Genomic DNA, 22,499 nt, shown 5'->3' on the forward strand with positions numbered 1-22,499 from the left:
CGTCCCCGGGCGCCCGCGAGAGGCCATGGCACCAACGCACCGCGAGAAACCACTGGCACCAACCGCACCACGAGAAGCCACCGGCAAGAACCGACAACACGCAAGGGAAGTGCATGCCATGAAACGCCGTACCCTCCTCGCCGCCGGCGCGGGTGCCTCCGCGGCGATCGCCCTGGGCTCTCCGGCCGCCGCCGCGGCACGGGACACCGAGGCGCTGCTGCGCCGCTGGTTCCGCGACACCTACCGGTCCATCGAGGCGATGACCACCGGCATCGGCCTCGCCGCCGACAAGATCGACGTCACCACCGCCGACCCCGTACCGTCCGTCAACACGTCGCCGACCAACATCGGCTGCGGTCTCTGGTCCACCGTCGCGGCGGCCGGGCTGGGGGTCATCGACCCCGGGACGATGCACCGCAGTCTCGCGCGCACCGTCGCCGCCGTGGAACGCCTGGAGCGCGCGCACGGCTTCTGGTTCAACTGGTACGACGCGCACACCGGGGCCGTGCTGACCGAATGGCCCGGCACCGGGGACCCGGTCCGGCCGTTCCTGTCGTCCGTGGACAACGCGTGGCTGGTCGCCGCCCTGCGCATCACGGCGGACGCCGACCCCGTGCTGCGGCCCCGGGTCGAGCGGCTCCTCGCGGACGCGGACTGGTCGTTCTTCCACACCCCCTACGACGCGGACGACCCGGCGGCCAACCCGGGCCAGTTGCGCGGCGGATTCTGGACGGACGACGACACGTACACCGGGCACTGGTACGGAGCGCTCAACACCGAGCCGCGCATGGCGAGCTACCTGGGCATCGCCGACGGGTCCCTCCCTCCCGAGCACTACTGGCACACGTTCCGCACGATGCTCCCCGAATGGGAGCAGGAGCAGCGGCCGGAGGGCGAGTACGTCACGGTCGACGGCGTCCGGATGTGGCGCGGCCACTACACCTATCGCGGCCGCAGGCTGGTGCCCTCCTGGGGCGGCTCGATGTTCGAAGCGCTGATGGTGCCGCTGTTCGTCCCCGAGGCGGCGTGGTCGCCGAAGGCGTGGGGGGTCAACCACCGCCGGCACGTGCGCAGCCAGATCGAGCACGGTCTGGTGGAGGAGGGCTACGGCTACTGGGGCTTCTCCCCCGCCAGCATCCCCGACGGGGGCTACAGCGAGTACGGCGTGGACGCCATCGGCATGTCCGTCGAGGGCTACACGTCCAAGGGCGTCGTCACCCCGCACGCCTCGTTCCTCGCGATGCCGTTCGCACGGGACGAGGCGGTCGCCAATCTCCTGCGGATGTCGCGGGACTTCGGGGCGTACGAGGACGGGCTGGGGTTCCGGGACTCGGTGGACGTCCGCACCGGCCGGGTCAGCGACTTCATGCTCGCCCTCGACCAGGGCATGGTCGCCGCCGCCCTGGCCCAGGTGCTCAGCCCGGGTCTGCTCCAGCGGCCCTTCCGCACGGGAGGATTCGCGGCGCGGGTCCGCCCCCTGCTGGCCAGGGAGGACTTCGGGATATGACGCGGGCCGGCACTCGCCCCGACATCGTGCTGATCATGACCGACGACCACGCGGTCCCGGCGATCGGTGCGTACGGCAGCGTCATCAACCGCACTCCCGCGGTGGACCGGCTCGCCGCCGAGGGCATGCGCTTCGACAACGCCTTCTGCACCAACGCGATCTGCTCGCCCGCCCGCGCGACCCTGCTCACCGGCACCTACAGCCACGTCCACGGGATGACGACGCTGGAGCAGCCGGGCCAGAAATTCGACGCCACCCAACCGTCGTTCCCGGCGATGCTGCGGGCGGCCGGATACCAGACGGCGATCATCGGCAAGTGGCATCTGGGGCACGGCGGGACGAGCGACCCGCGGGGTTTCGACCACTGGGAGATCCTGCCGGAGCACGGGGAGTACCACGATCCGCTCTTCCTGACCCGGGACGGCGAACGCCGCCACAGCGGTCATGTCACGGACGTCATCACCGAGCTGGCCCTGGGCTGGCTGGACCGGCGCGACCCGGACCGGCCCTTCGCGCTGCTGGTCCAGCACAAGGCGCCGCACCGACCGTTCGAGCCGGCCGAGCGGCACCGGCACCTGTACGAGCACGAGGAGATCCCGGCCCCGTCGACCCTGCACGACGACCTCGCCGGCCGCGCCGGCGCAGCGGCGGAGGCGGCGATGCGGATGTCCGACCTCGGGCCGGACGACCTCAAGGCGCCGGTGCCGGAAGGGCTTTCGGAACGTGGGGAACGGGAGTGGCGCTACCAGCGCTACATCAAGGACTACCTGCGGGTGGTCGCCGGGCTCGACGAGAACGTCGGGCGGGTGCTGCACTATCTCGACACCGCCGGGCTGGCCGCCGGGACGGCGGTCGCGTACACCTCCGACCACGGCTTCCACCTGGGCGAACACGGCTGGTTCGACAAGCGCTTCATGTACGAGCCGTCGCTGCGCATCCCGTTGGTGGTCCGCTGGCCGGGGGTGGTCCCGGCGGGGTCGTCGTGCGGTGAGCTGGTCGCCAACGTCGACTTCGCTCAGACGCTGCTGGACATCACCGGGGTGCCCGCGCACGAGCGGATGCAGGGGGCGAGCCTGCTGCCGCTGCTGCGCGGCGGGACGCCCGCGGACTGGCGGGACGCGGTCTACTACCGCTACTTCGAGCATCTGGACGTCTGCCACAACGTGCAGGCGAGCTACGGCGTCCGTACCCGCGCCCACAAGCTGATCCACTATCCGGGCCATGGCTCGGGGCAGGTGGGGGCCTCCGCGGAGACCCGAGAGCCGCAGTGGGAGCTGTTCGATCTGGAGCGGGATCCGGACGAGCTGCACAACAGGTACGCGGACCCGGAGTACGCGTCGGTCGTCGAGGACCTCACCGAGCGGCTCACCGCGCTCCAGCTGCGGTACCGGGACACTCCCGAGCACGTCCGGTGAGCGGGGACGGAACCGCCTGCTGTGCGCCCCGGCGCACCGCCGGACACACCGGTGTCCCGTCGGGGTCGGCCCCGCCGTCCGCCGCGCCGCCTCAACCGGTCCGCGGCTGGCGGGAGTTGCCGGGCGGAACCTTCCTCATGGGCTGCGACGACCCGCCGTACCCGCAGGACGGCGAGGGGCCGCCGCGCGAGGTGGCCGTCGGTCCGTTCGCGCTCGCCGCGACGGCCGTCACGAACGCCGAGTTCGCGGCGTTCGCGGCGGCCACCGGCCACACGACGGACGCCGAGCGGCACGGCTGGTCGTTCGTGTTCGGCGGGTTCCTTCCCGACGACTTCCCACCGACGCGTGCCGCGTCGGCCGCGCCGTGGTGGCGGCAGGTGCACGGGGCGGACTGGAGGCGTCCGGAGGGGCCCGGGTCCGGTCTGGACGGGCGCGCCGACCACCCGGTGGTTCATGTGTCGCACACCGACGCGCTCGCGTACTGCGCCTGGGCGGGGGCACGGCTGCCCGATGAGGCGGAGTGGGAGTACGCGGCGCGCGGCGGCCTGGCCGGAATGCCCTACCCGTGGGGTGACCGGCGCGACCCGGGCGGGGAGTACCGGATGAACGTCTGGCGCGGTGACTTCCCCCACCGGAACACCGCCGCCGACGGCTACCGGGGAACCTGCCCCGTGGACGCCTTCCCGGCCAACGGGCACGGCCTGTTCAACATGACCGGCAACGTGTGGGAGTGGTGCGCGGACCCGTTCGGGCCCGGTGGCGCACGGTTGCTGCGGGGCGGCTCCCACCTGTGCCATGCCTCGTACTGCTTCCGCTACCGCACCTCGGCCCGTATCGGCAACACACCGGAGAGTTCGAGCGGCAACACGGGTTTCCGCTGTGCCCGCCCGCTCGCCGGGACTCACATCGCACCGGGCAGCACCGACCCCCTGGAGCCGCGGTGACGGATCGGACAGCGCCGACCGACTGCACCACCGCCGCGAGCCGCAGAACGGTGCTCGGCGGGCTGGGCGCGTGGGCGGCAGCCGCCGGCGGGCCGGGAGGCATCCCGGCCTCCGCCGCGGTGCCCGCCGCCGGGGCGGAGCAGCCGCAGGACGATCGGGGCGATGCCGGCGCCTCGGTCACCTGACGTGACAAGCAGACCCTCGTGGACGGCGAGCCCGTCATCGTCCTCGGCGTGGGGAGTTCACCGTCGCAGGGGCCGAGCCGCGTGGACGCGACCGGGGCCACCGCGCCTGACGGCGTGGTGGCCCCGGTCGTGTGCGGGGGTGGCGGGGCGGGCGCCTCGGTCTCCTGCGGGGCCGCCGGTGCTCAGAGCGCGAAGACGCCGTAGCCGAAGCCCGCCGCCCGGACCCGGCCCTCCCCCACCGTGACGCCCGAGACCTCCAGGGGCGCCGCGGTGTCCGCCGGGGCGGCGACCTCCGCCGTCTCGCGGCGCGGATTGACGATCACCAGGTAGCGGCCGCCCCGCACGTACACGAGCGGGTACCCGTCGTGCAGGATCTCCGTGCCGCCTGCGGGGCCGAGCTCCGGAGTCGACCTGCGCAGGGCGATGAGACGGCGGACCAGGTGCAGCAGGGAGCCGGTGTCGGCACGCTGGGCGGCGACCGTCGGGCGGTCCGGGTCCGGGTCCGGGGGCAGATACAGGGCTCCGGCGGGCGCGGTGGAGAAGCCGGCGTTGGGAGAGTCGTCCCACTGCATGGGGGTGCGGGAGCCGGCGCGGTTGTAGCGCGGGCCGAGCCGGCTGCCCTCGTGCTCGGGGAGGTCCGGTACGTACCGCATTCCGATCTCGTCCCCGTAGTAGATCGCCGGCAGTGTGGGCCAGGTGAGCTGGAAGGCGAAGGCCGCGGGAAGCTGGTCCGCGGTGCGCGGGCCGCACGCCAGCCGGGAGAAGTCGTGGTTGGCGGTGGGCAGGGAGATGAAGCCGGCATCGCCGATGGTGTCCCGCGCGGCACGCCAGCCGTCGAGGAACGTCCGCGCGGAGCCCTCGCCGGACGCGTCGAAGTACGGCACCCGCGGCTCCCACTGCTCGCTGACCGTGCCGGCGAAGTTGTTCCACAGCGAGCGCAGGAGCAGCCCGTCGTCGTCAGCGCCGAACTGCAGGAAGAAGTCGGCGTGGAAACCGGCCGGGACCGCGGTCGCCGGGTCCCCCCACTCCGACAGCAGCGCGGCGTGCGGGTGCACGGTGTCCAGCCAGCCCCGCACCTCGCGCCAGAGCTTCACGGTTTCGCCGTGCCCGGGGTCGTCCTTGACGAGCGAGGCGGCCATGTCGACCCGGAAGCCCGAAAGGCCGAGAGCCAGCCAGTGGTCCATGATGGCGCGCAGCGCCTCCCGGTTGGCGCGGGGGCCCTCGGCGTCGACGGGCCGGCGCCACGGCTCGGCCGGATCGGGGCGGGCGTAGCCGAAGTTGAGCGCGGGCTGGGTGGGGAAGAAGTTCGGCCGGTAGAAGCCCGGGCGGGTGCCCGGCGAGGGCACGAACCCTTCGGGCCGCTCGGTGGTGCCGGCCCAGATGTAACGGTGGTCGGACGGGTCGTCCGCCGATGCCGCGAACCAGGGGTGCCGATCGGAGGTGTGCCCCGCCACCAGGTCGAGCAGTACGCGGATGCCGCGCCGCCGGGCGGCCTCGACCACCCGGGCCAGGTCGTCGTTGCTGCCGTAGCGCGGCGCGACGGTGAGGTAGTCGCTGATGTCGTATCCCGCGTCGTCGAAGGGCGAGTCGAAGCACGGGTTGAACCAGACGGTGTTCACACCGAGCCAGGCCAGGTGGTCCAGCTTCTCCTCGATGCCGGCGAAGTCGCCGATGCCGTCGCCGTCCGCGTCGGCGAAGCTCTGCGGATAGATCTGGTAGAGGACGGCGTCGGCGAGCCACTCGCCGGCGGGTAGGGGGGACGTCATGGGGTGGTCTTCCTCCGGGTGGTGAGGGCGGGGGCCGCCCGGCCGGGGCGCTCGGCGTACGAGAGTGCCCGCGGCGGACGGTCGGGGTGCGGGGGCGGTCAGTGCGGGAGGTCCAGGACCGCCCGTACGGGCAGGTGGTCGCTCGGGGACCGGCCGTGCGCGGTGAAGCGGTCGACGCCGGCCGAGCGGACGCGTGTGCCGCGGGACACGAGGATCCAGTCGATCCGCTCGCCGTCGGCCACCGGCGCCCGGTGGCCGTGGAAGGTGCCGTAGGCCGGGCCGCGCACCTCTGCCGCGTCCCAGGCGTCCACGAGGCCGGTCCCCGCGAGCAGGGTGGCGTGCTCGGCGCTGCGGCCGGCCGGGGCGTTGAAGTCGCCGGTGACGATGCGCGGGACGTCCGGTTCGAGGGCGTTCAGCCGTCGTGCGAGCAGTTCGGCGGAGCGCTCACGGGCGTGGGCGCTCGCGTGGTCGAAGTGGGTGTTGACGGCGTACAGCCCCGCGCCGGTGACCAGGTCGCGGAACCGCACCCAGGTGACCATGCGCGGGAAGCCGCCGCCCCAGGTGTTGGAGGCGACGGCCTCGGGGGTGCCGGACAGCCAGAAGTGGCCGTGATCGAGGGCTTGGAGGCGGCGGCGGTCGTAGAGGACCGCCATGTGCTCGCCTCCGCCGCCGTCCTCGCGGCCCCGGCCGATCCGGGCGTGATCGGGTCCCAGTCCGGTCTCCACGTCCCGCAGCTGGTGGAGCAGTCCCTCCTGCGTACCGAGGAGGTGGGGGCGTGCGCGGCGCAGCAGCTCCACGGCGGCGTCACGCCGCGAGGACCAGGTGTGCGGCGGTTCGGCACCGTCGACCTGCAGGTTGAAGGTCACGACACGCAGGCCGTCGTCGTGCCCGTGGCCGCTCTCCGTCACTGTCCCGCCTCCTGACGCGATCCCGCGGGGCGGCCGTCGCCGCATCCTGCACGCATTCCTCCGCACTCCCCTCGTATCCGTCCCGCAACCCTCTCGCATCGCTTGCGCGCGACTGCTTGTATGCGCTTCCTGAATGCGCTTACATGGGCTGACCGGAACGTTAACTTCGCCGACAGCGATGCGGCAACAGGCAGTGAGGGCTGGGATGCTCCGACCGTACGAAGACAAGGTCAAGGAACTCCTCGACCGGATGACGACCGAGGAGAAGCTCGGGCAGCTCCAGCAGCTGACCTGGACCGGCGACACCGGCCCCGGTGGCGGGCAGACCGCGCACACGGAGGCCGCCGCCCGCGCGGGACTGCTCGGCTCGGTCCTCAATCTGCACGGCGCCCGGCACACCAACGCACTCCAGCGCATGGCCGTCGAGGAGTCCCGGCTCGGCATCCCGCTGCTGTTCGGCCTGGACGTCGTCCACGGCTTCTGGACGACCTTCCCGATCCCGCTGGCGCAGGCGGCGAGCTTCGACCCGGCCGTGGCCAGGCGGGACGCCGAGGTCTCGGCGCGCGAGACCCGGTCCAACGGCGTGCGCTGGACCTTCTCCCCCATGATGGACGTCACCCATGAACCGCGCTGGGGACGGATCGCGGAGAGCTGCGGCGAGGATCCGTACCTGAACGGCGTGTTCGCGGTCGCCAAGGTGCTCGGCTACCAGGGCGCGCCCGACGGCACCGATCTGGCCTCGGAGGACCGCGTCGCGGCGTGCGCCAAGCACTTCGTCGCCTACGGAGGAGCCGAGGGCGGACGCGACTACAACACCGTCGACGTCTCCGAGCAGCGCCTGCGCAACCTCTACCTGCCGCCCTTCAAGGCCGCCCTCGACGCCGGGGTGGCCACCGTCATGGCCGCGTTCAACACGGTCGGCGGCGTTCCCGCGCACGGCAACGCCCACACCCTCACCACCATCCTCAAGGACGAGTGGGGCTTCGAGGGCTTCGTGGTCAGCGACTACACCGGCGTCGAGGAGCTGATCCCGCACGGCTTCGCCGAGGACGGCGCCGACGCCGCGCGGCTGGCGCTGAACGCCGGAGTCGACATGGAGATGGTCTCCACGAACGTCACGGAGCACGGCGCTTCCCTGCTCGCGGACGGCAGGATCACCACGGACAGGCTGGACGACGCCGTCGCGCGCGTCCTGCGGCTGAAGTTCGCGCTGGGACTCTTCGACAACCCCTACGCCGACGAGTCCGCCGCCGTCACGGAACCGACCCCGGAGGCCCGCGCGGCAGCGCGCGAGACCGCCGCCCGTTCGATGGTCCTGCTCAAGAACGACGACTCGGTCCTGCCCCTGGACCGGGACGCCCGGGAGATCGCGGTCGTGGGACCTCTCGCCGACTGCACCGACCTCCACGGCACGTGGGCGGGCCCGGGCGCGTACCGGTTCCTCTCGGTCAGCGTTCTCGACGCCGTGCGCGCGGCGGCGCCCGGGGCCCTGGTGACCCATGCGGGCGAGGACCTCGCGGAGGCCGTCGCCGCGGCCGGGGCCGCCGATGTCACCGTCGTCGTGGTCGGCGAGCCGCCGGCGCTGAGCGGCGAGGCGGCCGTGCGCAGCGAGATCGATCTGCCCGCGGGCCAGCGGGAGTTGATCGAGGCCGTCGCAGCGACGGGCCGGCCCTTCGCCGTGGTGCTGCTCAACGGCCGGCCGCTGACGATCGGCGGCTGGCTGGACCGCGCGCCCGCAGTGCTGGAGGCCTGGCACCCCGGTATCGAGGCCGGCAACGCCGTGGCCGATGTGCTCTTCGGCTCGGTCAACCCGGGCGGCAAACTGCCGGTGACCTTCCCGCGGGCCGTGGGGCAGATCCCGGTGTACTACAACCGCGAGAACACGGGCCGGCCGTACGACCCGGCCCGGCACGAGGAGAAGTACGTCTCGAAGTACCTGGATCTGGCGGACGGCCCTCAGTTCCCCTTCGGCCACGGGCTGAGCTACACGACCTTCGCCACCGGTGAGCCGGAGCTGAGCCGCGCCGGCATCCCGGCGGACGCGCTGGAGCGCGGCGAGATGGTCGAAGTGGCGGTGACGGTCACCAACACGGGCGACCGGGCCGGGGACGAGGTCGTCCAGCTCTACGTCCACGACGTGGCGGCGAGCATCGCCCAGCCGGTGCGCCGGCTCCGCGGCTTCGAACGGGTCACGCTCGACCCGGGCGGAAGCAGGACGGTGCGCTTCCGTCTCGGCGCGGAGGACCTGGGCTTCTGGACGAACGATCCGGCGGGGACCTTCACCGTCGAACCGGGCCGTATCGACGTCTACGCCGGTACGAGCTCGACGACGGAGGCGCGCCGGACGCTGACCGTCACGTGAGGCGCCGGGACCGCGGGCGCGCGGCGCGTGCGAGCCCGCCGGCCTCGGCGCGTGCACGGTGCACGCGGCCGTTGCGCGGTTCCGGACAGGCGCGCGAGCCAGGTGCCCCGGCGCGTGCCGAGGACGTGTCCCGGTTCCCGTTCGCGGCCGCCCCCACGGCCGGGTGCGCGTGCCTCGCCGTACGCGGAAATCCGTTCGCACCAGGCCGATTTGGCGTTCCACTCTCGAAGCAGCCGAGTGGAGCGGTTCGGTAGCTCGTCGGGCTCATAACCCAGAGGCCGCGGGCCTAATCCTGCCTCGGCCACGACGGAGGGGCCCGCCGCACGGGCGGGCCTTTCACGTGCCGCGAGGCCGCCGGTACCGGACGGTCACCGTGCCGCCCTCCCCCGGGCCTGTACCGGGGCTCCCGGCACATCCCCCGCCACGGCTCAGCAGCCGGTCGCCCGCCCGGATCCGGCAGTCAGCGACGGGCGTGCGCGAGCAGGGCCGCGTGCGGGAGTGCCAGCACACCGCTGCCGTCGGCGAATTCGGCGCCGAAGAGGTCGAAGTACCGCTTGATCTCGGCGCGGATCTCCGGCGTCTGGCTCTGCACGAAGGCCCCGCCGAACGCCACACCGGCCGCCGGACCGCGGCTCCACCACTCCTCCGCGTCGACCCGGTGGTCCCAGCGCAGCGTCTCGCAGGCCGCTTCACGCAGCCCCGCCGACCCCATCAAAGCCCCGAGACCGCTCTCGTCACGAGGAAAGTCGTCCTCGGCGGCGAGCCCCGCGGGCAGATGCGGCGGGCGTACGGCACCGGCGGCCTTGATCGCCCGGCCGATCAGGGCCTGTCCCGGGGCAGGCGGGGCCGACCAGATCGTCAGTGCGATCCGTCCGCCCGGCCGAACGACGCGGAGCAGTTCGGCCAGGGCGGCGCTGGGCCGGCCGACGTGGTTCAGCACGAAGTTTCCCACCACCACGTCGAACGTCGCGTCGCTGAAGGGGAGTTCGGGCAACACGGCGACTCGGACCTCGGCGGCCGGCGCGGCCTTCCGCGCCAGCTCGACCATGCCGGGCTCCGCGTCCACGGCCGTGACCGACGCCCCCCGGTCGCAGCCCGCGGCGGCCGCCGTGCCCGGCCCCGTTCCCACGTCCAGCATCCGCGTTCCGGGCCCGACTCCCGCCACGTCCAGCAGTCGCGGCACGGTGTGAGCGCACAATTTCGCGAAGCCGCCCGCGTAGGCGTCGGCCCGTCCTGCCCAGATCAGCCGCTCACTTTGGTCGAAACCCGTCACCACCGACACCGGCGCCCCCCGAACCCGACCGAAGTCGAAGTAGATCAAGACCAACCCACACCCTAACCCTCGGTGCGGTCGGCCCGGAGTAGCCTTCCGAAGGCGGGCGTTCACCGCCCCGCTCCCCCGCGCACCGCGGTCGGGCGGCCGGGGCGCGTCTCGACGGACCTTGCCGCTCCGGCCGGATCCGCACCGCGTACGATCAGGCGGTCGCCCGCCCACAGGAAGTCCGCTCGTTGACCGCCCTCGTACCGCCGCCCCGGACCGCCCCGGGCCTGCTGCCCGCCGGTCTCCGCACCCGTGCCGAGGACGGCGAACGGTTGCCCGTCCTGACATGGGCCGCCGGCCCGGGATGGCGCATGATCAGCAACGCCGTGCTCGGCGGAGGCATCGGCGAACGCGCCTGGGTCGTGAACGCGCAGGTCGCCCACGGCTACCGGCGCAAGGACCCGGACCGGCATCTCACCCAGCTGGCCGGTGAGTTCGGGATGCACGGTCCGGGCGTCGGGCTGATGACGGCGGCCGATGTCTCCCGCAACGGTCACGCGTGCGACGGCGGTGTCGAGGCCCTCGCGACCGTGGGTATCGCGGTGCGCGGCTGGGCCGCCGCCGCGGACGAGGGCAGCGTCGCACTCGCCGCACCGGGCACGATCAACATCATCGCGGCGCTCCCGGTCGCGCTCACCGACGCCGCTCTGGTCAACGCGGTGGCGACGGCGACCGAGGCGAAGGTCCAGGCCCTGGTCGAGGCCGGGTACGACTGCTCCGGAACGCCCACCGACGCCGTGTGCGTCGCCGCGCGCGTCCCCCGCCGCGGCGAGGAGGTCCACCCCTTCGCCGGCCCTCGCTCCCTGTGGGGTGCCCGATTGGCCCGCGCCGTCCACCGGGCGGTGGTTGCGGGGACGCCCGCTCCGTGAGGGCGTGTGCGCCACCGGTGGAGCCGACCGGCCAAAGGATCCGCTCGTTGCCTCGGAGCGTCCGCCGCCCGCCCTGGCCCAGGCCCTCCGTCGGCGGCTGAGAGGATTGAGCGGCCATAGCGCAGACAGATCGAAGCAGAAGGGGGGTCGCGCATGGCCGAGCTGATTCTGGCCGGCGTCGTCGTGCTCGTCGTGGGTGGGTGCGGCTGCGTGTTCTGGGCGGAGCGGGGCGGACCGCGCTGGGCGCGGGTCGTCGCAGCCCTGACTCTGGCGGCTGCCGGGGCGGTGGGCCGCTCGGGACGTAAGGGCCTGGGCCGAGGCGGGGGTCACGACGACTGAGGTGCCGCGTCGTCCGGCGGGCCGGGGTCAGCCGCTGCGCCTGGCAAGGTTGTAGACGAGGACGAGCAGCGCCACGGCCATGACCGTCACGTGCATCCATGCGGGTGCGGTCGAGGCGTCGGCCGCGGCCGTCACGATCGAGGTCATCCCGGCCTCCAGGTGGTGGGGTTGCTCCGGGGAACGGTGTTCTCCCCGGAATGCTTCGCCGAACCACCGCCGTGATCACGGCGGTGTGCGGCGCGGATGTCGGTGGGCCGCCCCGCCCTTGCGGGCGGGGCGCGTTCGGTCCCACGCCCCGCGTGTACCCCGTGCGGGCGAACCAACGCACCGTCGCGGCACGGGGACGGGCTCGAAGGCCCGTGCCGTCAGCGGCGACGGGTCCGGCCGGACCGCCAGCCGGCGCCGATCCCCGCCACATGGAGTGCCAGCAGTGCGAGGCCGAGCAGCATGACGTTCCCCGAGGCGAAGGCCTGGTTGGTGGCGATGTCCGCCGCGCTGATCAGAAAGGCGATGAAGAACAGTACGGCCGCGGCTATACCGAGCATGGTGTGGCTCCCTCGTTCCGTGGGGTGTGGAGCCCGTATGCCCCCGTTTCCCGCTTCCAGACCCGGCGGTTCCGGCATCCGGCCGGCAGGGCTGCGCCGTGTCGGTTCCGGTGCGCGGAGCAGGGAGCCGCTTCGTGACGTACCGGACGGATCCGGCCCGCGCGCGAGAGGTTGCGTGGATCGCCATGGGGATCATCGGGATCGGCACGGCATCCGGCCCGCGCGCGGGAGGTTGCGTGTCCCCCTCACCTACGACGCACCGAAGGGCACCGGCTCGCACCGACACGTTCACGGCCACTTCGCACGGCTCGCCGAGACGCGCGGGTCTGCCTGTCGGCGAGGGCCCGCGGATCGCTCCGACCGGGGTGGGCACGGGCGGGGCGCCCTCGGCGCCCGGAACGACGCACGGGGAACGCCCCGTGGGGAAATCAGGTGGCCCCGCTCCGGGCTCGGTGCTGGGATGGCGCGATGCACGAGTCGTCGATGCGCGTGGACCGAGGGCAGTACCGGAATGCGGTGACCCCCTGGGAGCAGGAGGCGTGGCGCGGCGCCGCCGTCGCCTGGGTGGAGGACGCGCTGGCCGCGCACGGTCTGCGGGCCACGGGCCGGTGGACCGTACGTCTTCGGCCCTGGTCGGTCCTGCTGCGGGTGCCGGTCGAGGGGCGCGACGCCGTCTGGTTCAAGGCCAATCCGCCCGCGAGTGCCTTCGAAAGCGCACTGGGCGCGGGCCTGGCCCGTTGGGTTCCGGAGCATGTGCTGGAGCCGCTGGCCGTCGACGCCGGGCGAGGGTGGTCGCTGCTGCCCGACGGGGGCGAGCTCTTCAGGAACGTACTCGAACGGGCAGCGGTCGAGCCCCGTACCTGGGAGGAAATGCTCCGCCAGTACGCGAGCATGCAGCGCGCGCTGGTTCCCCGCGCGCGGGAGATGGAGGAGCTGGGTGTCCCCAGCGCGCGCACCGCCGCGCTGCCGGAACTGTTCGACAGGCTGGTCGCGGAGAACACCGCGCTGCGGTCCGACGAGCGCCGGCGGCTCGAGGACCTCCGGCCGATGCTCCTGGACTGGTGCGCCGAACTCGCGGCGGTCGGCATCGCCGACACCCTGGACCACTCCGACCTGCACGACGCCCAGCTGTTCGTCGCGGGCCCGGGCCGGTTCACCTTCTTCGACTGGGGCGACGCCGCCGTCTCCCACCCCTTCTGCAGCCTGCTCGTTCCCGCCCTCCGAGCGGGTGGGCGCTACGGTCCGCAGGTGCTGCCCCGGCTGCGCGACGCCTATCTGGAGCCGTGGACCGGTGCCGGGCGTTCGGGCGCGGCCCTGCGGCGGGCGGTGCGCCTCGCCTGGCGGCTGGGCGCTCTCGGACGTGCATGTTCGTGGGGCCGGCTGTTTCCGGGCGCCGACGGCGTGCCGGACACCGCGGGAGCCACGGAGCGTGCGCGCTGGCTGCTGGAGCTCTGCGTTGATCCGCCCGGCTGGACGGCGGTACCCCGCACCGGGGCCACGCTGTCCGGCACCTCGTAGGGGCGCACCGGGGCGGGCCACGGGGTCCGATACCTCGTAGAGACGCACCGGGGCACGGGATCCGGTGCCTTGTGGGAGCGCTCCGGGCGGGGTCGACCGCACAGCGGTCCGCAGTGCACAGTGCGCCCGTCCCGGTACCTTCGGCGAATGGCTGACGAGTGCTTCCGGCATCCCCGGCTCGCCGCCCTCTACGACGTCCTCGACCCCGACCGCAGCGATCTGACCGCGTATCTGGGCATCGCGGAGGAGTTGGGCGCCCGCCGGGTGCTGGACCTTGGCTGCGGTACCGGCGTGTTCGCGCTGCTGCTGGCCGACCGCGGGATCGAAGTCGTCGCCGCCGACCCCGCCCGGGCCTCGATCGATGTGGCCAGGGCCAAACCGGGCAGCGACCGGGTCCGGTGGATCTGCGGTGACGCGACGGCACTGCCGCCGCTCCGGGTCGATCTGGCGACCATGACCGCCAACGCCGCGCAGGAGATCGGGGAACCCGACGCATGGCGGGGAACGCTGCGGGGTGCGCACGGGGCCCTGCGCCCCGGCGGGCACTTCGTGTTCGAGACGCGCGATCCGTCGCAGCGCGCATGGGAGAGCTGGAACCGCGAAGCCTCATGGAGTGTGACGGAGGTTCCGGGTGTCGGAGCGGTGGAGACCTGGGTCGATCTGATCGAGGTCGACGGGCCCTTGGTGACGTTTCGGTGGAGTTATGCGTTCGCCGCGGAGGGGCGGACGATGACGTCGGAATCGACGCTGCGGTTCCGGCAGCGGGAGGAGGTGGAGGCGGACCTGGCCGGCGCGGGTTTCACGGTGAAGGACGTACGCGACGCCCCGGACCGGCCCGGCAGGGAGTTCGTCTTCGTCGCCGTGCGGCCGGACGCGTGACGGGCGGCATCGGATCCCCCCGTCAACCGTCGGCAAACCCGTCCCTCAACCGTCCGTAAATCCGTCCCCCGATCCGTCCGCCTGGAGAGGACGCCCCTCCACGGTCAGTCCGTCCGTCAGGAGAGGGCGTCCTCCGCGATCCCGCCGACGGGCTTCTCCCAGACCGAGACGTGCTTGGGGCTCGCGCCGGTGAACGGTTCCCGGGACCAGTCCTCCCACCGGTCGCGCAGCCGCAGCCCGGCGATCCGCGCCATGAGGTCGAGTTCCGAGGGCCACACGTACCGGAACGGGACGGACCAGTACTCGGCACGCCCGTCCTCGATCGTGACGTAGTTCGAGCTCATCTCCTGGGTGACGACGTCGTAGGTGTCGAACGCCCACTTCTCCGGGGTGATGTGAAACGGTACGGCGCTCTGTCCCGGCGGCAGCAGCCGCAGCTCCGGTACCCCGACCTCGATGACGAAACTGCCACCGGGCCGCAGGTGCCGGGCCGCGTTGCGGAAGCAGGCCACCTGCGCGTCCTGGGTGGTCAGGTTGTTGATGGTGTTGAAGACCAGATAGACGACCGCGAAGTCGCCCGGTGCTCGTGTCGACGCGAAGTCGCCGATCGTCACGCCGATGTCGTCTCCGCCGGGCTTGGCACGCAGGCGGGCCACCATCGCCCGGGACATGTCGATGCCGTGCACCTGGATCCCGCGGCGGGCGAGCGGCAGGGCGATCCGGCCGGTGCCGATGCCGAGTTCGAGCGCCCTTCCGTCGCCGGCGAGCCCGGCGATCAGCCCGACGGCCGGGTCCACGACGTCCGGCCGGAACATGTCGGCCGACGACGTGTCGTATCTGGCAGCGATCTTCTCTCCGAAGTAGCCGTCCTCGTCATGCATCCGGGGACGGTACCGCCCGAAGTCGTCCGTACGCGCGGGGTTTTCCGCCGGCCGCCCGCCCCGCCGCGCCGCCGACGCGACCGAGGGTCGGCGTTTCGGCCATCCGGCTCGGCGGCCGTTTCCCCTGCGCGGCAAGGGCGGTGAACTCCGGCTCTCCGTCTGCCCGGTCGGCTCGCCGCCGCCACGACGTCCGAAACCGGCCGTTCGAACGGCCGGGCCCCGTCGTTGATCCGACGGAGGCCGGGCCCGAGGGGGCGATCGGGGACGCTTCGCCGGTCTCGCACGCCTCGCTTCCCTGCCCCTCCTCGTCCCCTGCCCGGTCCCCTCCCCGGTCCCGCCCGCCCTTCCCCGCGACCTCGAACGCCCCTTCTCTCGCACCGAGTTGCGCTGTACCCGCCGCCCCGTCCTGGACACCGTGAGAAAGGCCCACACCGTGACCCCACCCTGCGCCGCCGACGGCGAGATCGCCGTACCGGAGGCCGAGGCGCTCCTTCCCGCCCCGCGTCTGTGGGCGGCGCCCGGCTCCAGCGGTGATCCCGCGCGCGTGCCGCCGGTCCGCTTCCCCGCACGGTGCGGTGGGAGGGCGTCGTGAGTGCGACGTGGCTGCCGCCGGAGCAGTACGCCGAGACGCTGATGAAGGCGACCGCCTTCGCGTGTCTGTTCTTCACCGACGAGGACGACCGGCCGGTGCAGCTGAGGGCGGTGTACTCGCAGGCGCATCCGTGGCAGTGGCCCGGTGGGACGATGGATCCGGGCGAGCGGCCGTGGGACACGGCGGTGCGGGAGTGCCGGGAGGAGACCGGCATGGTCGTCGAGGGACCCACGCGCCTTCTGGCGGCGGTCTACGGCCTGCCGGGCGCCGAGTGGCCGTACAGCACGGTCGGGTTCGTCTTCGACGGCGGCCGGCTCTCCGCCGACCGGATCGCGGGCATCGTCCTGGACCCGGCCGAGCACGACGCGGTGCGCGCCCTGTCCCCGAAGGAGTGGCGGGCGCACATGCCGGAGCGGGACTTCGCGCGGCTGCGGGCGGTGCTGGAGGCCCGCCGTACGGGCGTGACGGCGTACTTCGACGCCTGGGACTGGGACGACTGAGCCCAAGGGCTGCTGGGGATCACGGGGCAGCCCTTGGTCACACAGTGGTTCGAAGCCCATCGAACAGTCGGCGAAGAGTGCCCCGACACGCCCCCGAGCCGCCGAATGCCCGGGGACGGACCTGCCGGTCCGGTGTGATCGTGGCCGACTCGTTTCGTCGAGAACCCTCTAGGAGAGATCATGCGAATGCGAATCGCGTCCACCGTGGCCGCCCTCGCCGTGGCCGGTGTCCTCGTCGGCGCCGGCGGCGCTGTGGCGGACAGTGGGGCGGAGGCCGCGGCCGTCGGCAGCCCGGGTGTGCTGTCGGGCAACGTCATCCAGGTCCCCCTCCACGTTCCGCTGAACCTCTGCGGCAACTCGCTCGGTGTCGTCAGCCTGCTCAACCCGGCCGTCGGCAACGCCTGCCTCAACGGCTGATCGCACCCCGCCGCCCTGGGAACCAGGTGCGGTCAGGGCTCCTGACGGCCCGCCCCAGGGCAGCCGTCCGGGTGTCCGGACGGGCCGGACCCTCGCACCGGGGGTCCGGCCCTCGCGTTGCTCCGGGGGCTTCCCCGGACCCGGCCCGGTCCGGCGTGCCAGTCCCCTTCCGGCCCGCCCGTGTCGAATACGCTGCGAAGACGTCCGATCCGGCCTCCTGGGGTGCCACGTGCGCCCAGGGAACAGCCGCCCGCTGGCGCCTCTTCCGCTTCGGCGCGGACGGCGGAGCCGCCCGGAATCAGGAAGGGGTGTGGCATGGGGTCCCCAGCCGTGCATCTCCGGGAGATCACCGACGACAACCGGGAGGCCGTCCGTGCCCTCCGCGTCCGACGTGACCAGAAGCAGTTCGTCGCCTCCGTGTCCAAGTCGCTCAAGGAGGCGGCGAAGACCCCCGAGGCCAATCCCTGGTACCGCGCCGTGTACCGGGGCGACGAGCCGGTCGGCTTCGTGATGCTGGCGTGGAAACCGCCGGCCGGTCCGTTCACGGGGCGACACTTCCTCTGGCGCCTCCTCGTCGACAAGCGGTACCAGCGGCGGGGGATCGGCCGGGAGGCGCTCGCACAGGTCGCCGCCCTGGTCCGCGCCGACGGCGCCACGGAACTGCTCACCAGCTACGAACCCGGCGACGGAGAACCGTGGCCCTTCTACCGCAAGTTCGGGTTCGAGCCCACCGGGGAGATCGACGACGGCGAGATCGTCCTGCGGCTCACCTTCCCCGCCGGGTGAGCTCGCAGACGTGACAGGACCTTCCCCGGTCGCCGCAAGTGGAGGTTCACCGGACGGACGCCCATCCCCCGCCGCGGACCCGCGCTGCCGGGTATCAAGCAGATCCTTGCAAGCGGATGCAAGATGTGACGTAGCCTTGTCGTCATGGTGAGACGACTGATCGAGGTGGCGGAGTACGCCGGGGTGAGCGAGGCGACCGTCAGCCGCGTCCTCAACGGAAAGCCGGGGGTCGCGGAGGGCACGCGGACCGCGGTGCTGACGGCCTGCGACGTCCTCGGGTACGAGCGCCCGCGCGGGCTGCGCGGGAAGACCCAGCGTCTCGTCGCCCTGGTCGCTCCCGATCTCATCAACCCCGTCTTCCCGGCGTTCGTGGAGGTCATCAGCTCGACCCTGGCCCAGCGCGGCTTCTCCCCCGTGCTGTGCACGCGCACCATGGCGGGGGTCTCCGAGAGCGACTACGTGGACATGCTGCTGGAGCAGCAGATCTCCGGAGCGGTGTTCGTCTGCGGGCTGCACTCGCACAGCAAGGCCGACCACTCGCACTACGGGCGGCTGCTGGAGCGCGGCATCCCGGTGATCGGCGTGAACGGGATCGTCGAGGACCTCACGTTCCCGTGCGTGTCGACCGACGACGCGCTCGCCGCCGAGCTGGCCGTACGCCATCTGGCCTCGCTGGGGCACCGCCGCATCGGTCTCGCCCTGGGCGAGTTCGCCGACCACGCGCCGGCGGTCCGCAAGAAGGCCGCGTTCCTCAGGGCCGTCCGTGAGCACTGCGGCATCGAGGACGCCGAGCCCTTCGTCACCCACACGATGTACTCGCTGGAGGGGGGCGCGGCTGCGGCGCAGCGGCTCGCGCAGCGGGGGGTCACTGCCGTGGTGTGCGCCAGCGACGTGATGGCCCTGGGTGCCGTGCGGGCTTTCCAGCGCATGGGTCTGGACGTGCCGGGCGACATCTCCGTGGTGGGCTTCGACGACTCGGCGTTCATGCCGCTGGTCAATCCGCCGCTGACGACGCTCCGTCAGCCGGTGGAGGCGATGGGCCGGGCGGCGGTGTCGCTGCTGTCGAGCCGGATGAGCGGTCAGAGCGACACCGACGAGGAACTGCTCTTCGAGCCGGAGCTGGTGGTGCGCGGCAGCACCGCGGTGGTCCGCGAGGGCTGACCCGCGGCGTGAACCGATGCGCCGCGGGAGCTCGGACGTGTCCGCGCGAAGGGGCGGCACCCTCGGGGTGCCGCCCCTTCTGCATGCCTTCATCACCTGACCTCCAAATGAATGACGGATTCTTGCACAGCTTTTGTTGCCAATCTTGCACGCAACGGTAGACCTGCTTGCGGTCGGCTGCGTACTCTCCTGGCACTTCGGCGGTGCGGACCCGCCGAGAGCCAGAGGATGGAGACACGGCATGAGGCACTGGCTGTTCCGGGCATGCGCCGCGGGGGTGACCGCACTGTCCCTGACCGCGTGCGGCACGGGCCCCGGCACGGAGGACACGGGCGGCGGGGGCGGCTTCACGGGCCGCGGCCCGATCACGCTGGCCACGGGCAAGGACAACTCCGGGACCCTCACCCGGATCGCCGGCCGCTGGAACAGCTCCCACCCCAAGGAGAAGGTCCGCGTCATCGAGCTGTCGGACTCGCCCGACGAACAGCGCCGGCGCATGATCCAGAACGCCGAGCTGAAGTCGCCCGAGTTCTCGGTGCTCAATCTCGACCTCGTGTGGACCGCCGAGTTCGCGGGACACCGCTGGATCGACGAACTGCCGAAGGCGAAGTTCGACGACGCCACCTATCTCGAGCCGACTCTGCAGGGCGCCTCGTACCGCGGCCGTCTGTACGCCGCGCCCTGGACGTCCGACGGCGGGCTCCTTTACTTCCGGAGCGACCTGCTGCGCAAGGCGAACGCCGAGCCCCCGTCCACCTGGGCCCAGATGGGCGACACGTGCAAGAAGGTCCTCGCACTGCCGGAGGCCGAGGGCATGTCCTGCTACTCGGGGCAGTTCGAGAAGTACGAGGGGCTGACGGTCAACTTCGCGGAGATGGTCGAGAGCGCCGGCGGCTCCGTCGTCGACGGGAAGGGCGCACCGACGGTGGACTCCCCCGAGGCCCTCGAGGGCCTGGAGTTCTTCACCGAGGCCTACAGGAGCGGGCTGATACCGAAGAAGGCGATCACCTTCAAGGAGGAGGAGGGCCGGCAGGCGTTCCAGAAGGGCGAGCTCGTCTTCCACCGGCAGTGGCCGTACCAGTGGTCCCTGGCCAACGCCGAGGACGGTTCGTCGAAGGTCGCGGGGAGGTTCTCCGTGGCGCCGCTCCCCGGGCTCGACGGCCCCGGCGTCTCCAGCCTGGGCGGTCACAACCTCGCGGTCAGCTCGTTCGCCCGGAACAAGGCGACGGCGCTCGACTTCGTCACCTTCATGACCGACGTGCGGATGCAGCGGGAGAACCTGCTCCTCGGCTCCAACGCACCGACGGCCGCGGCGCTGTACGAGGACGAGGAACTCATCGCCGAGTACCCGTACCTGCCGGCGCTGAGGAAGTCGATCCTGAGCGCGGTACCGCGGCCCCGCGTGGTGCGGTACGGAGACGCGACCGCGGCGATCCAGGACGCGGCGTACCGCGCGATGAAGGGCGAGATCACTCCGGAGGAGTCACTGGCACAGCTCCAGAAGAAGCTGGAGCGGATCACCAAGCCCTGACGTGTCGTCAAACAAACGCCGGATGCGGCCTGTTCGGCGGCCCCGGTGCCGGCACCGCGATCCGCCCGGTCCTCGCACCGCTACGGCCGCCGCGAGCCCCCAACCCCCGTACCGCCCCTCCCGCAGAGGTGATCAGCCATGCCCGTCCTGACGGCGCAACCGTTCCCCACGTCCTCACCGCCCGGCGCGGCGCCCCCGAACCGGCGCCCGGGACGGCGGCCCGGAGGCCGCCTCGCCGCGCTGCTGGTCTCGCCCACGCTGCTGGTGCTGGCCCTGGTCGCCGGGTATCCGGTCCTGGCCGCGTTCCGGGAGTCGCTGTTCGGCAAACGGGAAGGGCTGGACAGTTCCGGTTTCGTACAGGAAGGGGAGAAGTTCGTCGGCCTGCGGCACTACGCGGCCGTCTTCGAGGGGGAGGCGGGTGAACGCTTCTGGAACGCCTTCGCCAACACCACGTTCCTCACGGTCACCACGGTGGCCCTGGAGACGGTCCTCGGCGTGGCGATGGCACTGGTGATGCACCGGGCGATACGGGGCCGGGCCCTGGTCCGGGCGGGAGTTCTCGTCCCCTGGGCGATTCCCACCGTCGTCTCCGCCCTGCTGTGGCAGTGGATCTTCCAGGCGGACGGTGCGGCCAACGCCCTGCTGGGGCGGGAGGTGCTGTGGACGACCGACGGCTTCCAGGCCACGGTGGCCGTGATCGTCGCGGACACCTGGAAGACCGCTCCCTTCGTCGGGCTGCTGGTGCTCGCGGGCCTGCAGCTGATCCCCGGCGAGGTGTACGAGGCGGCGCGCATCGACGGGGCCGGCGCCCGGCAGCAGCTCATCCGGATCACCCTGCCGCTGATCAGGCCCGTGCTGGTGGTGGCCGTGCTGTTCCGGCTGCTGGACGCCCTGCGCATGTTCGATCTGCCGTTCGTGCTCGTGGGGCCGCACAAGCAGTCGGTGGAGACGCTGTCCATGCTCGCCTTCGACGAGGCGGCCAACACCCGTTACGGGCCGGGCGCCGCCTATGCGGTCGTCCTCTTCGTCTACGTCGCGGTGGTGGCGTTCGTCTTCGTCCGGCTGCTCGGCGCCGATCTGCTCTCCGGGGACGGGACCGGCAGGAAGACCTCCCCGCGACGTGCCACGACTGCCGAGGGGGCGATGGCATGAGCACCCTCCCCCGGAGCGCGGGTGTGCATCCGCGACGGGCCGGGCGGCCGGGAGCGCGGGCCGTCCTGGCTCTGCTCGGCACTGCCCTGCTGGTCGCGTACTGCCTGGCGCCGTTCTACTGGATGCTGGTGTCCAGCTTCCGGCGCAGCTCGGACCTCTTCGACAAGTCGCCGCTGCCGTCCCCGTGGTCGCTGGAGAACTACCGGGCCGTGCTGGAGCCGGGGACGGGCTTCGGGCGCGCCCTGCTCAACAGTCTGGTCGTCGCCGGCGTCACCACGGCCATCACCCTCGTGATCGCCGTCTTCACGGCCTACGCACTGGCGCGGCTCGACTTCCGGTTCAAGAACGCGGTGCTCGCCCTGATCATCGCCACGTCGATGTTCCCCGGGATCGCGCTGGTCGTGCCCCTGCTGAAGCTGTTCGCCGGCACCCTGCACTGGGTCAACACCTACCAGGCGATGATCGTGCCCTCCATGTCGTTCGCCCTGCCGCTGGCGGTGTGGAACCTCAACGCCTTCTTCAAACAGCTGCCGCGCGAGCTGGAGCACGCCGCGATGGTCGACGGCTGCACGCCCGGACAGGCGTTCCGCAAGGTCATCCTGCCACTGACGGCGCCCGGTGTGTTCACCACGGCCATCCTGACGTTCATCGCGGCCTGGAACGAGTTCATCATCGCGGTGTCGATGGTGAACGAGACGTCCATGCAGACGGCGAACGTCGCCATCGCCCGCTTCGGTGGAGCGACCGGGTTCGACATCCCGTACGGCACCAAGATGGCGGCCGGAGTGGTCGTCACCGTACCGCTGCTGATCATGGTGCTGGTTTTCCAGCGCAGGATCGTCGCCGGGCTCACCGCCGGTGCCGTGAAGTGACACATCGTCAACCACACATCCCACCGCACCACACACACCGACACACCCG

21 protein-coding genes and 1 tRNA gene are annotated in these 22,499 nt (G+C 72.3%); 17 read left to right on the forward strand and 5 right to left on the reverse strand.

Annotated elements, in window-relative coordinates; all coding sequences use genetic code 11:
* Window positions 1-118 precede the first annotated feature (118 nt).
* Genes BLT82_RS28610 through BLT82_RS28625 form a run of 4 tightly spaced genes read left to right on the forward strand, consistent with a single transcriptional unit; the run spans window position 119 to window position 4,051 of the window.
* Complete coding sequence (locus tag BLT82_RS28610) at window positions 119-1,507, forward strand: glucoamylase family protein (protein ID WP_093659978.1); 1,389 nt, start codon at window positions 119-121, stop codon at window positions 1,505-1,507.
* A complete protein-coding gene (locus tag BLT82_RS28615) occupies window positions 1,504-2,922 on the forward strand; it encodes a sulfatase family protein (RefSeq protein ID WP_093659980.1) in 1,419 nt (472 codons plus the stop codon). Before BLT82_RS28610 ends, BLT82_RS28615 begins: the two co-directional genes overlap by 4 nt.
* Window positions 2,919-3,866, forward strand: coding sequence for a formylglycine-generating enzyme family protein (locus tag BLT82_RS28620; RefSeq protein WP_404205453.1), 948 nt, complete (start codon window positions 2,919-2,921; stop codon window positions 3,864-3,866). Before BLT82_RS28615 ends, BLT82_RS28620 begins: the two co-directional genes overlap by 4 nt.
* Window positions 3,863-4,051: a hypothetical protein gene (locus BLT82_RS28625; RefSeq protein WP_093659984.1), complete on the forward strand. Its 189-nt coding sequence runs from the start codon at window positions 3,863-3,865 to the stop codon at window positions 4,049-4,051. The genes BLT82_RS28620 and BLT82_RS28625 overlap by 4 nt, the downstream gene beginning before the upstream one ends.
* 182 nt (window positions 4,052-4,233) lie before the next feature.
* On the opposite strand, the gene BLT82_RS28630 is transcribed toward BLT82_RS28625, so the two are convergent.
* Both BLT82_RS28630 and BLT82_RS28635 read right to left on the reverse strand, forming a co-directional pair.
* Window positions 4,234-5,817, reverse strand: a complete 1,584-nt coding sequence (locus BLT82_RS28630) for an alpha-amylase family glycosyl hydrolase (RefSeq protein WP_093659986.1) — start codon at window positions 5,815-5,817, stop codon at window positions 4,234-4,236.
* A gap of 98 nt (window positions 5,818-5,915) precedes the next feature.
* Window positions 5,916-6,725, reverse strand: coding sequence for an endonuclease/exonuclease/phosphatase family protein (locus BLT82_RS28635; protein WP_244529691.1), 810 nt, complete (start codon window positions 6,723-6,725; stop codon window positions 5,916-5,918).
* Window positions 6,726-6,930: 205 nt separating this feature from the next.
* On the opposite strand from BLT82_RS28635, the gene BLT82_RS28640 reads away from it, so the two are divergent.
* Entirely contained in the window at window positions 6,931-9,087 is a 2,157-nt protein-coding gene (locus BLT82_RS28640; protein ID WP_093659990.1) for a glycoside hydrolase family 3 N-terminal domain-containing protein, read from the forward strand.
* 232 nt (window positions 9,088-9,319) lie between these two features.
* Window positions 9,320-9,391: transfer RNA gene (locus BLT82_RS28645), tRNA-Met, on the forward strand.
* Between the two features lie 156 nt (window positions 9,392-9,547).
* Here the strand turns inward: BLT82_RS28645 and BLT82_RS28650 are convergent.
* Window positions 9,548-10,360: a class I SAM-dependent methyltransferase gene (locus tag BLT82_RS28650; protein WP_093660094.1), complete on the reverse strand. Its 813-nt coding sequence runs from the start codon at window positions 10,358-10,360 to the stop codon at window positions 9,548-9,550.
* A 236-nt stretch (window positions 10,361-10,596) separates the two neighbouring features.
* Between BLT82_RS28650 and BLT82_RS28655 the strand changes: the two genes are divergently transcribed.
* A complete protein-coding gene (locus tag BLT82_RS28655) occupies window positions 10,597-11,277 on the forward strand; it encodes an adenosylcobinamide amidohydrolase (protein ID WP_093659992.1) in 681 nt (226 codons plus the stop codon).
* Window positions 11,278-11,430: 153 nt separating this feature from the next.
* The gene (locus tag BLT82_RS28660; protein ID WP_093659994.1) at window positions 11,431-11,616 is read left to right on the forward strand and encodes a hypothetical protein; all 186 of its coding nucleotides are present in this window, start codon (window positions 11,431-11,433) and stop codon (window positions 11,614-11,616) included.
* Between the two features lie 365 nt (window positions 11,617-11,981).
* Here the strand turns inward: BLT82_RS28660 and BLT82_RS28665 are convergent, their stop codons facing one another.
* Window positions 11,982-12,161: a hypothetical protein gene (locus BLT82_RS28665; protein ID WP_093659996.1), complete on the reverse strand. Its 180-nt coding sequence runs from the start codon at window positions 12,159-12,161 to the stop codon at window positions 11,982-11,984.
* A gap of 468 nt (window positions 12,162-12,629) precedes the next feature.
* Between BLT82_RS28665 and BLT82_RS28670 the strand changes: the two genes are divergently transcribed.
* The gene (locus BLT82_RS28670; RefSeq protein WP_093659998.1) at window positions 12,630-13,679 is read left to right on the forward strand and encodes an aminoglycoside phosphotransferase family protein; all 1,050 of its coding nucleotides are present in this window, start codon (window positions 12,630-12,632) and stop codon (window positions 13,677-13,679) included.
* A 147-nt stretch (window positions 13,680-13,826) separates the two neighbouring features.
* A complete protein-coding gene (locus tag BLT82_RS28675; protein ID WP_093660000.1) occupies window positions 13,827-14,558 on the forward strand; it encodes a class I SAM-dependent methyltransferase in 732 nt (243 codons plus the stop codon).
* A 116-nt stretch (window positions 14,559-14,674) separates the two neighbouring features.
* Here BLT82_RS28675 and BLT82_RS28680 read toward each other — a convergent pair whose 3' ends face one another.
* Complete coding sequence (locus tag BLT82_RS28680) at window positions 14,675-15,439, reverse strand: class I SAM-dependent DNA methyltransferase (protein WP_093660002.1); 765 nt, start codon at window positions 15,437-15,439, stop codon at window positions 14,675-14,677.
* A gap of 588 nt (window positions 15,440-16,027) precedes the next feature.
* Between BLT82_RS28680 and BLT82_RS28685 the strand changes: the two genes are divergently transcribed.
* The 7 genes from BLT82_RS28685 to BLT82_RS28715 all read left to right on the forward strand — a co-directional run bounded on the left by BLT82_RS28685 (window position 16,028) and on the right by BLT82_RS28715 (window position 22,450).
* Window positions 16,028-16,531 carry an NUDIX domain-containing protein gene (locus BLT82_RS28685; RefSeq protein WP_093660004.1) on the forward strand — a complete coding sequence of 168 codons (504 nt, stop codon included), beginning with the start codon at window positions 16,028-16,030 and terminating at the stop codon, window positions 16,529-16,531.
* Between the two features lie 180 nt (window positions 16,532-16,711).
* Entirely contained in the window at window positions 16,712-16,948 is a 237-nt protein-coding gene (locus BLT82_RS28690) for a chaplin (protein ID WP_208868069.1), read from the forward strand.
* Window positions 16,949-17,263: 315 nt separating this feature from the next.
* Window positions 17,264-17,734, forward strand: coding sequence for a GNAT family N-acetyltransferase (locus BLT82_RS28695; RefSeq protein WP_244529692.1), 471 nt, complete (start codon window positions 17,264-17,266; stop codon window positions 17,732-17,734).
* Between the two features lie 144 nt (window positions 17,735-17,878).
* A complete protein-coding gene (locus tag BLT82_RS28700) occupies window positions 17,879-18,895 on the forward strand; it encodes a LacI family DNA-binding transcriptional regulator (protein ID WP_093660010.1) in 1,017 nt (338 codons plus the stop codon).
* 241 nt (window positions 18,896-19,136) lie between these two features.
* Entirely contained in the window at window positions 19,137-20,426 is a 1,290-nt protein-coding gene (locus BLT82_RS28705) for an ABC transporter substrate-binding protein (protein ID WP_093660012.1), read from the forward strand.
* A gap of 138 nt (window positions 20,427-20,564) precedes the next feature.
* A complete protein-coding gene (locus BLT82_RS28710) occupies window positions 20,565-21,578 on the forward strand; it encodes a carbohydrate ABC transporter permease (RefSeq protein WP_093660014.1) in 1,014 nt (337 codons plus the stop codon).
* Window positions 21,575-22,450 (forward strand): carbohydrate ABC transporter permease, encoded by an 876-nt coding sequence (locus tag BLT82_RS28715; RefSeq protein WP_093660016.1) that lies wholly within the window; start codon window positions 21,575-21,577, stop codon window positions 22,448-22,450. Before BLT82_RS28710 ends, BLT82_RS28715 begins: the two co-directional genes overlap by 4 nt.
* The last annotated feature ends 49 nt before the right edge of the window (window positions 22,451-22,499 follow it).

This window comes from Streptomyces wuyuanensis (assembly GCF_900103455.1).
GTDB lineage: Bacteria > Actinomycetota > Actinomycetes > Streptomycetales > Streptomycetaceae > Streptomyces > Streptomyces wuyuanensis.

Bases quoted from the DNA above. Each gene is read 5' to 3' on its own strand.
- BLT82_RS28640 (WP_093659990.1), top strand. From the start codon at position 6,931: ATGCTCCGACCGTACGAAGACAAGGTCAAGGAACTCCTCGACCGGATG.
- BLT82_RS28680 (WP_093660002.1), bottom strand. From the start codon at position 15,439: ATGCATGACGAGGACGGCTACTTCGGAGAGAAGATCGCTGCCAGATAC.
- BLT82_RS28690 (WP_208868069.1), top strand. From the start codon at position 16,712: ATGCGAATGCGAATCGCGTCCACCGTGGCCGCCCTCGCCGTGGCCGGT.
- BLT82_RS28700 (WP_093660010.1), top strand. From the start codon at position 17,879: ATGGTGAGACGACTGATCGAGGTGGCGGAGTACGCCGGGGTGAGCGAG.
- BLT82_RS28660 (WP_093659994.1), top strand. From the start codon at position 11,431: ATGGCCGAGCTGATTCTGGCCGGCGTCGTCGTGCTCGTCGTGGGTGGG.
- BLT82_RS28610 (WP_093659978.1), top strand. From the start codon at position 119: ATGAAACGCCGTACCCTCCTCGCCGCCGGCGCGGGTGCCTCCGCGGCG.
- BLT82_RS28630 (WP_093659986.1), bottom strand. From the start codon at position 5,817: ATGACGTCCCCCCTACCCGCCGGCGAGTGGCTCGCCGACGCCGTCCTC.
- BLT82_RS28675 (WP_093660000.1), top strand. From the start codon at position 13,827: ATGGCTGACGAGTGCTTCCGGCATCCCCGGCTCGCCGCCCTCTACGAC.
- BLT82_RS28665 (WP_093659996.1), bottom strand. From the start codon at position 12,161: ATGCTCGGTATAGCCGCGGCCGTACTGTTCTTCATCGCCTTTCTGATC.
- BLT82_RS28710 (WP_093660014.1), top strand. From the start codon at position 20,565: ATGCCCGTCCTGACGGCGCAACCGTTCCCCACGTCCTCACCGCCCGGC.
- BLT82_RS28705 (WP_093660012.1), top strand. From the start codon at position 19,137: ATGAGGCACTGGCTGTTCCGGGCATGCGCCGCGGGGGTGACCGCACTG.
- BLT82_RS28715 (WP_093660016.1), top strand. From the start codon at position 21,575: ATGAGCACCCTCCCCCGGAGCGCGGGTGTGCATCCGCGACGGGCCGGG.
- BLT82_RS28615 (WP_093659980.1), top strand. From the start codon at position 1,504: ATGACGCGGGCCGGCACTCGCCCCGACATCGTGCTGATCATGACCGAC.
- BLT82_RS28695 (WP_244529692.1), top strand. From the start codon at position 17,264: ATGGGGTCCCCAGCCGTGCATCTCCGGGAGATCACCGACGACAACCGG.
- BLT82_RS28670 (WP_093659998.1), top strand. From the start codon at position 12,630: ATGCACGAGTCGTCGATGCGCGTGGACCGAGGGCAGTACCGGAATGCG.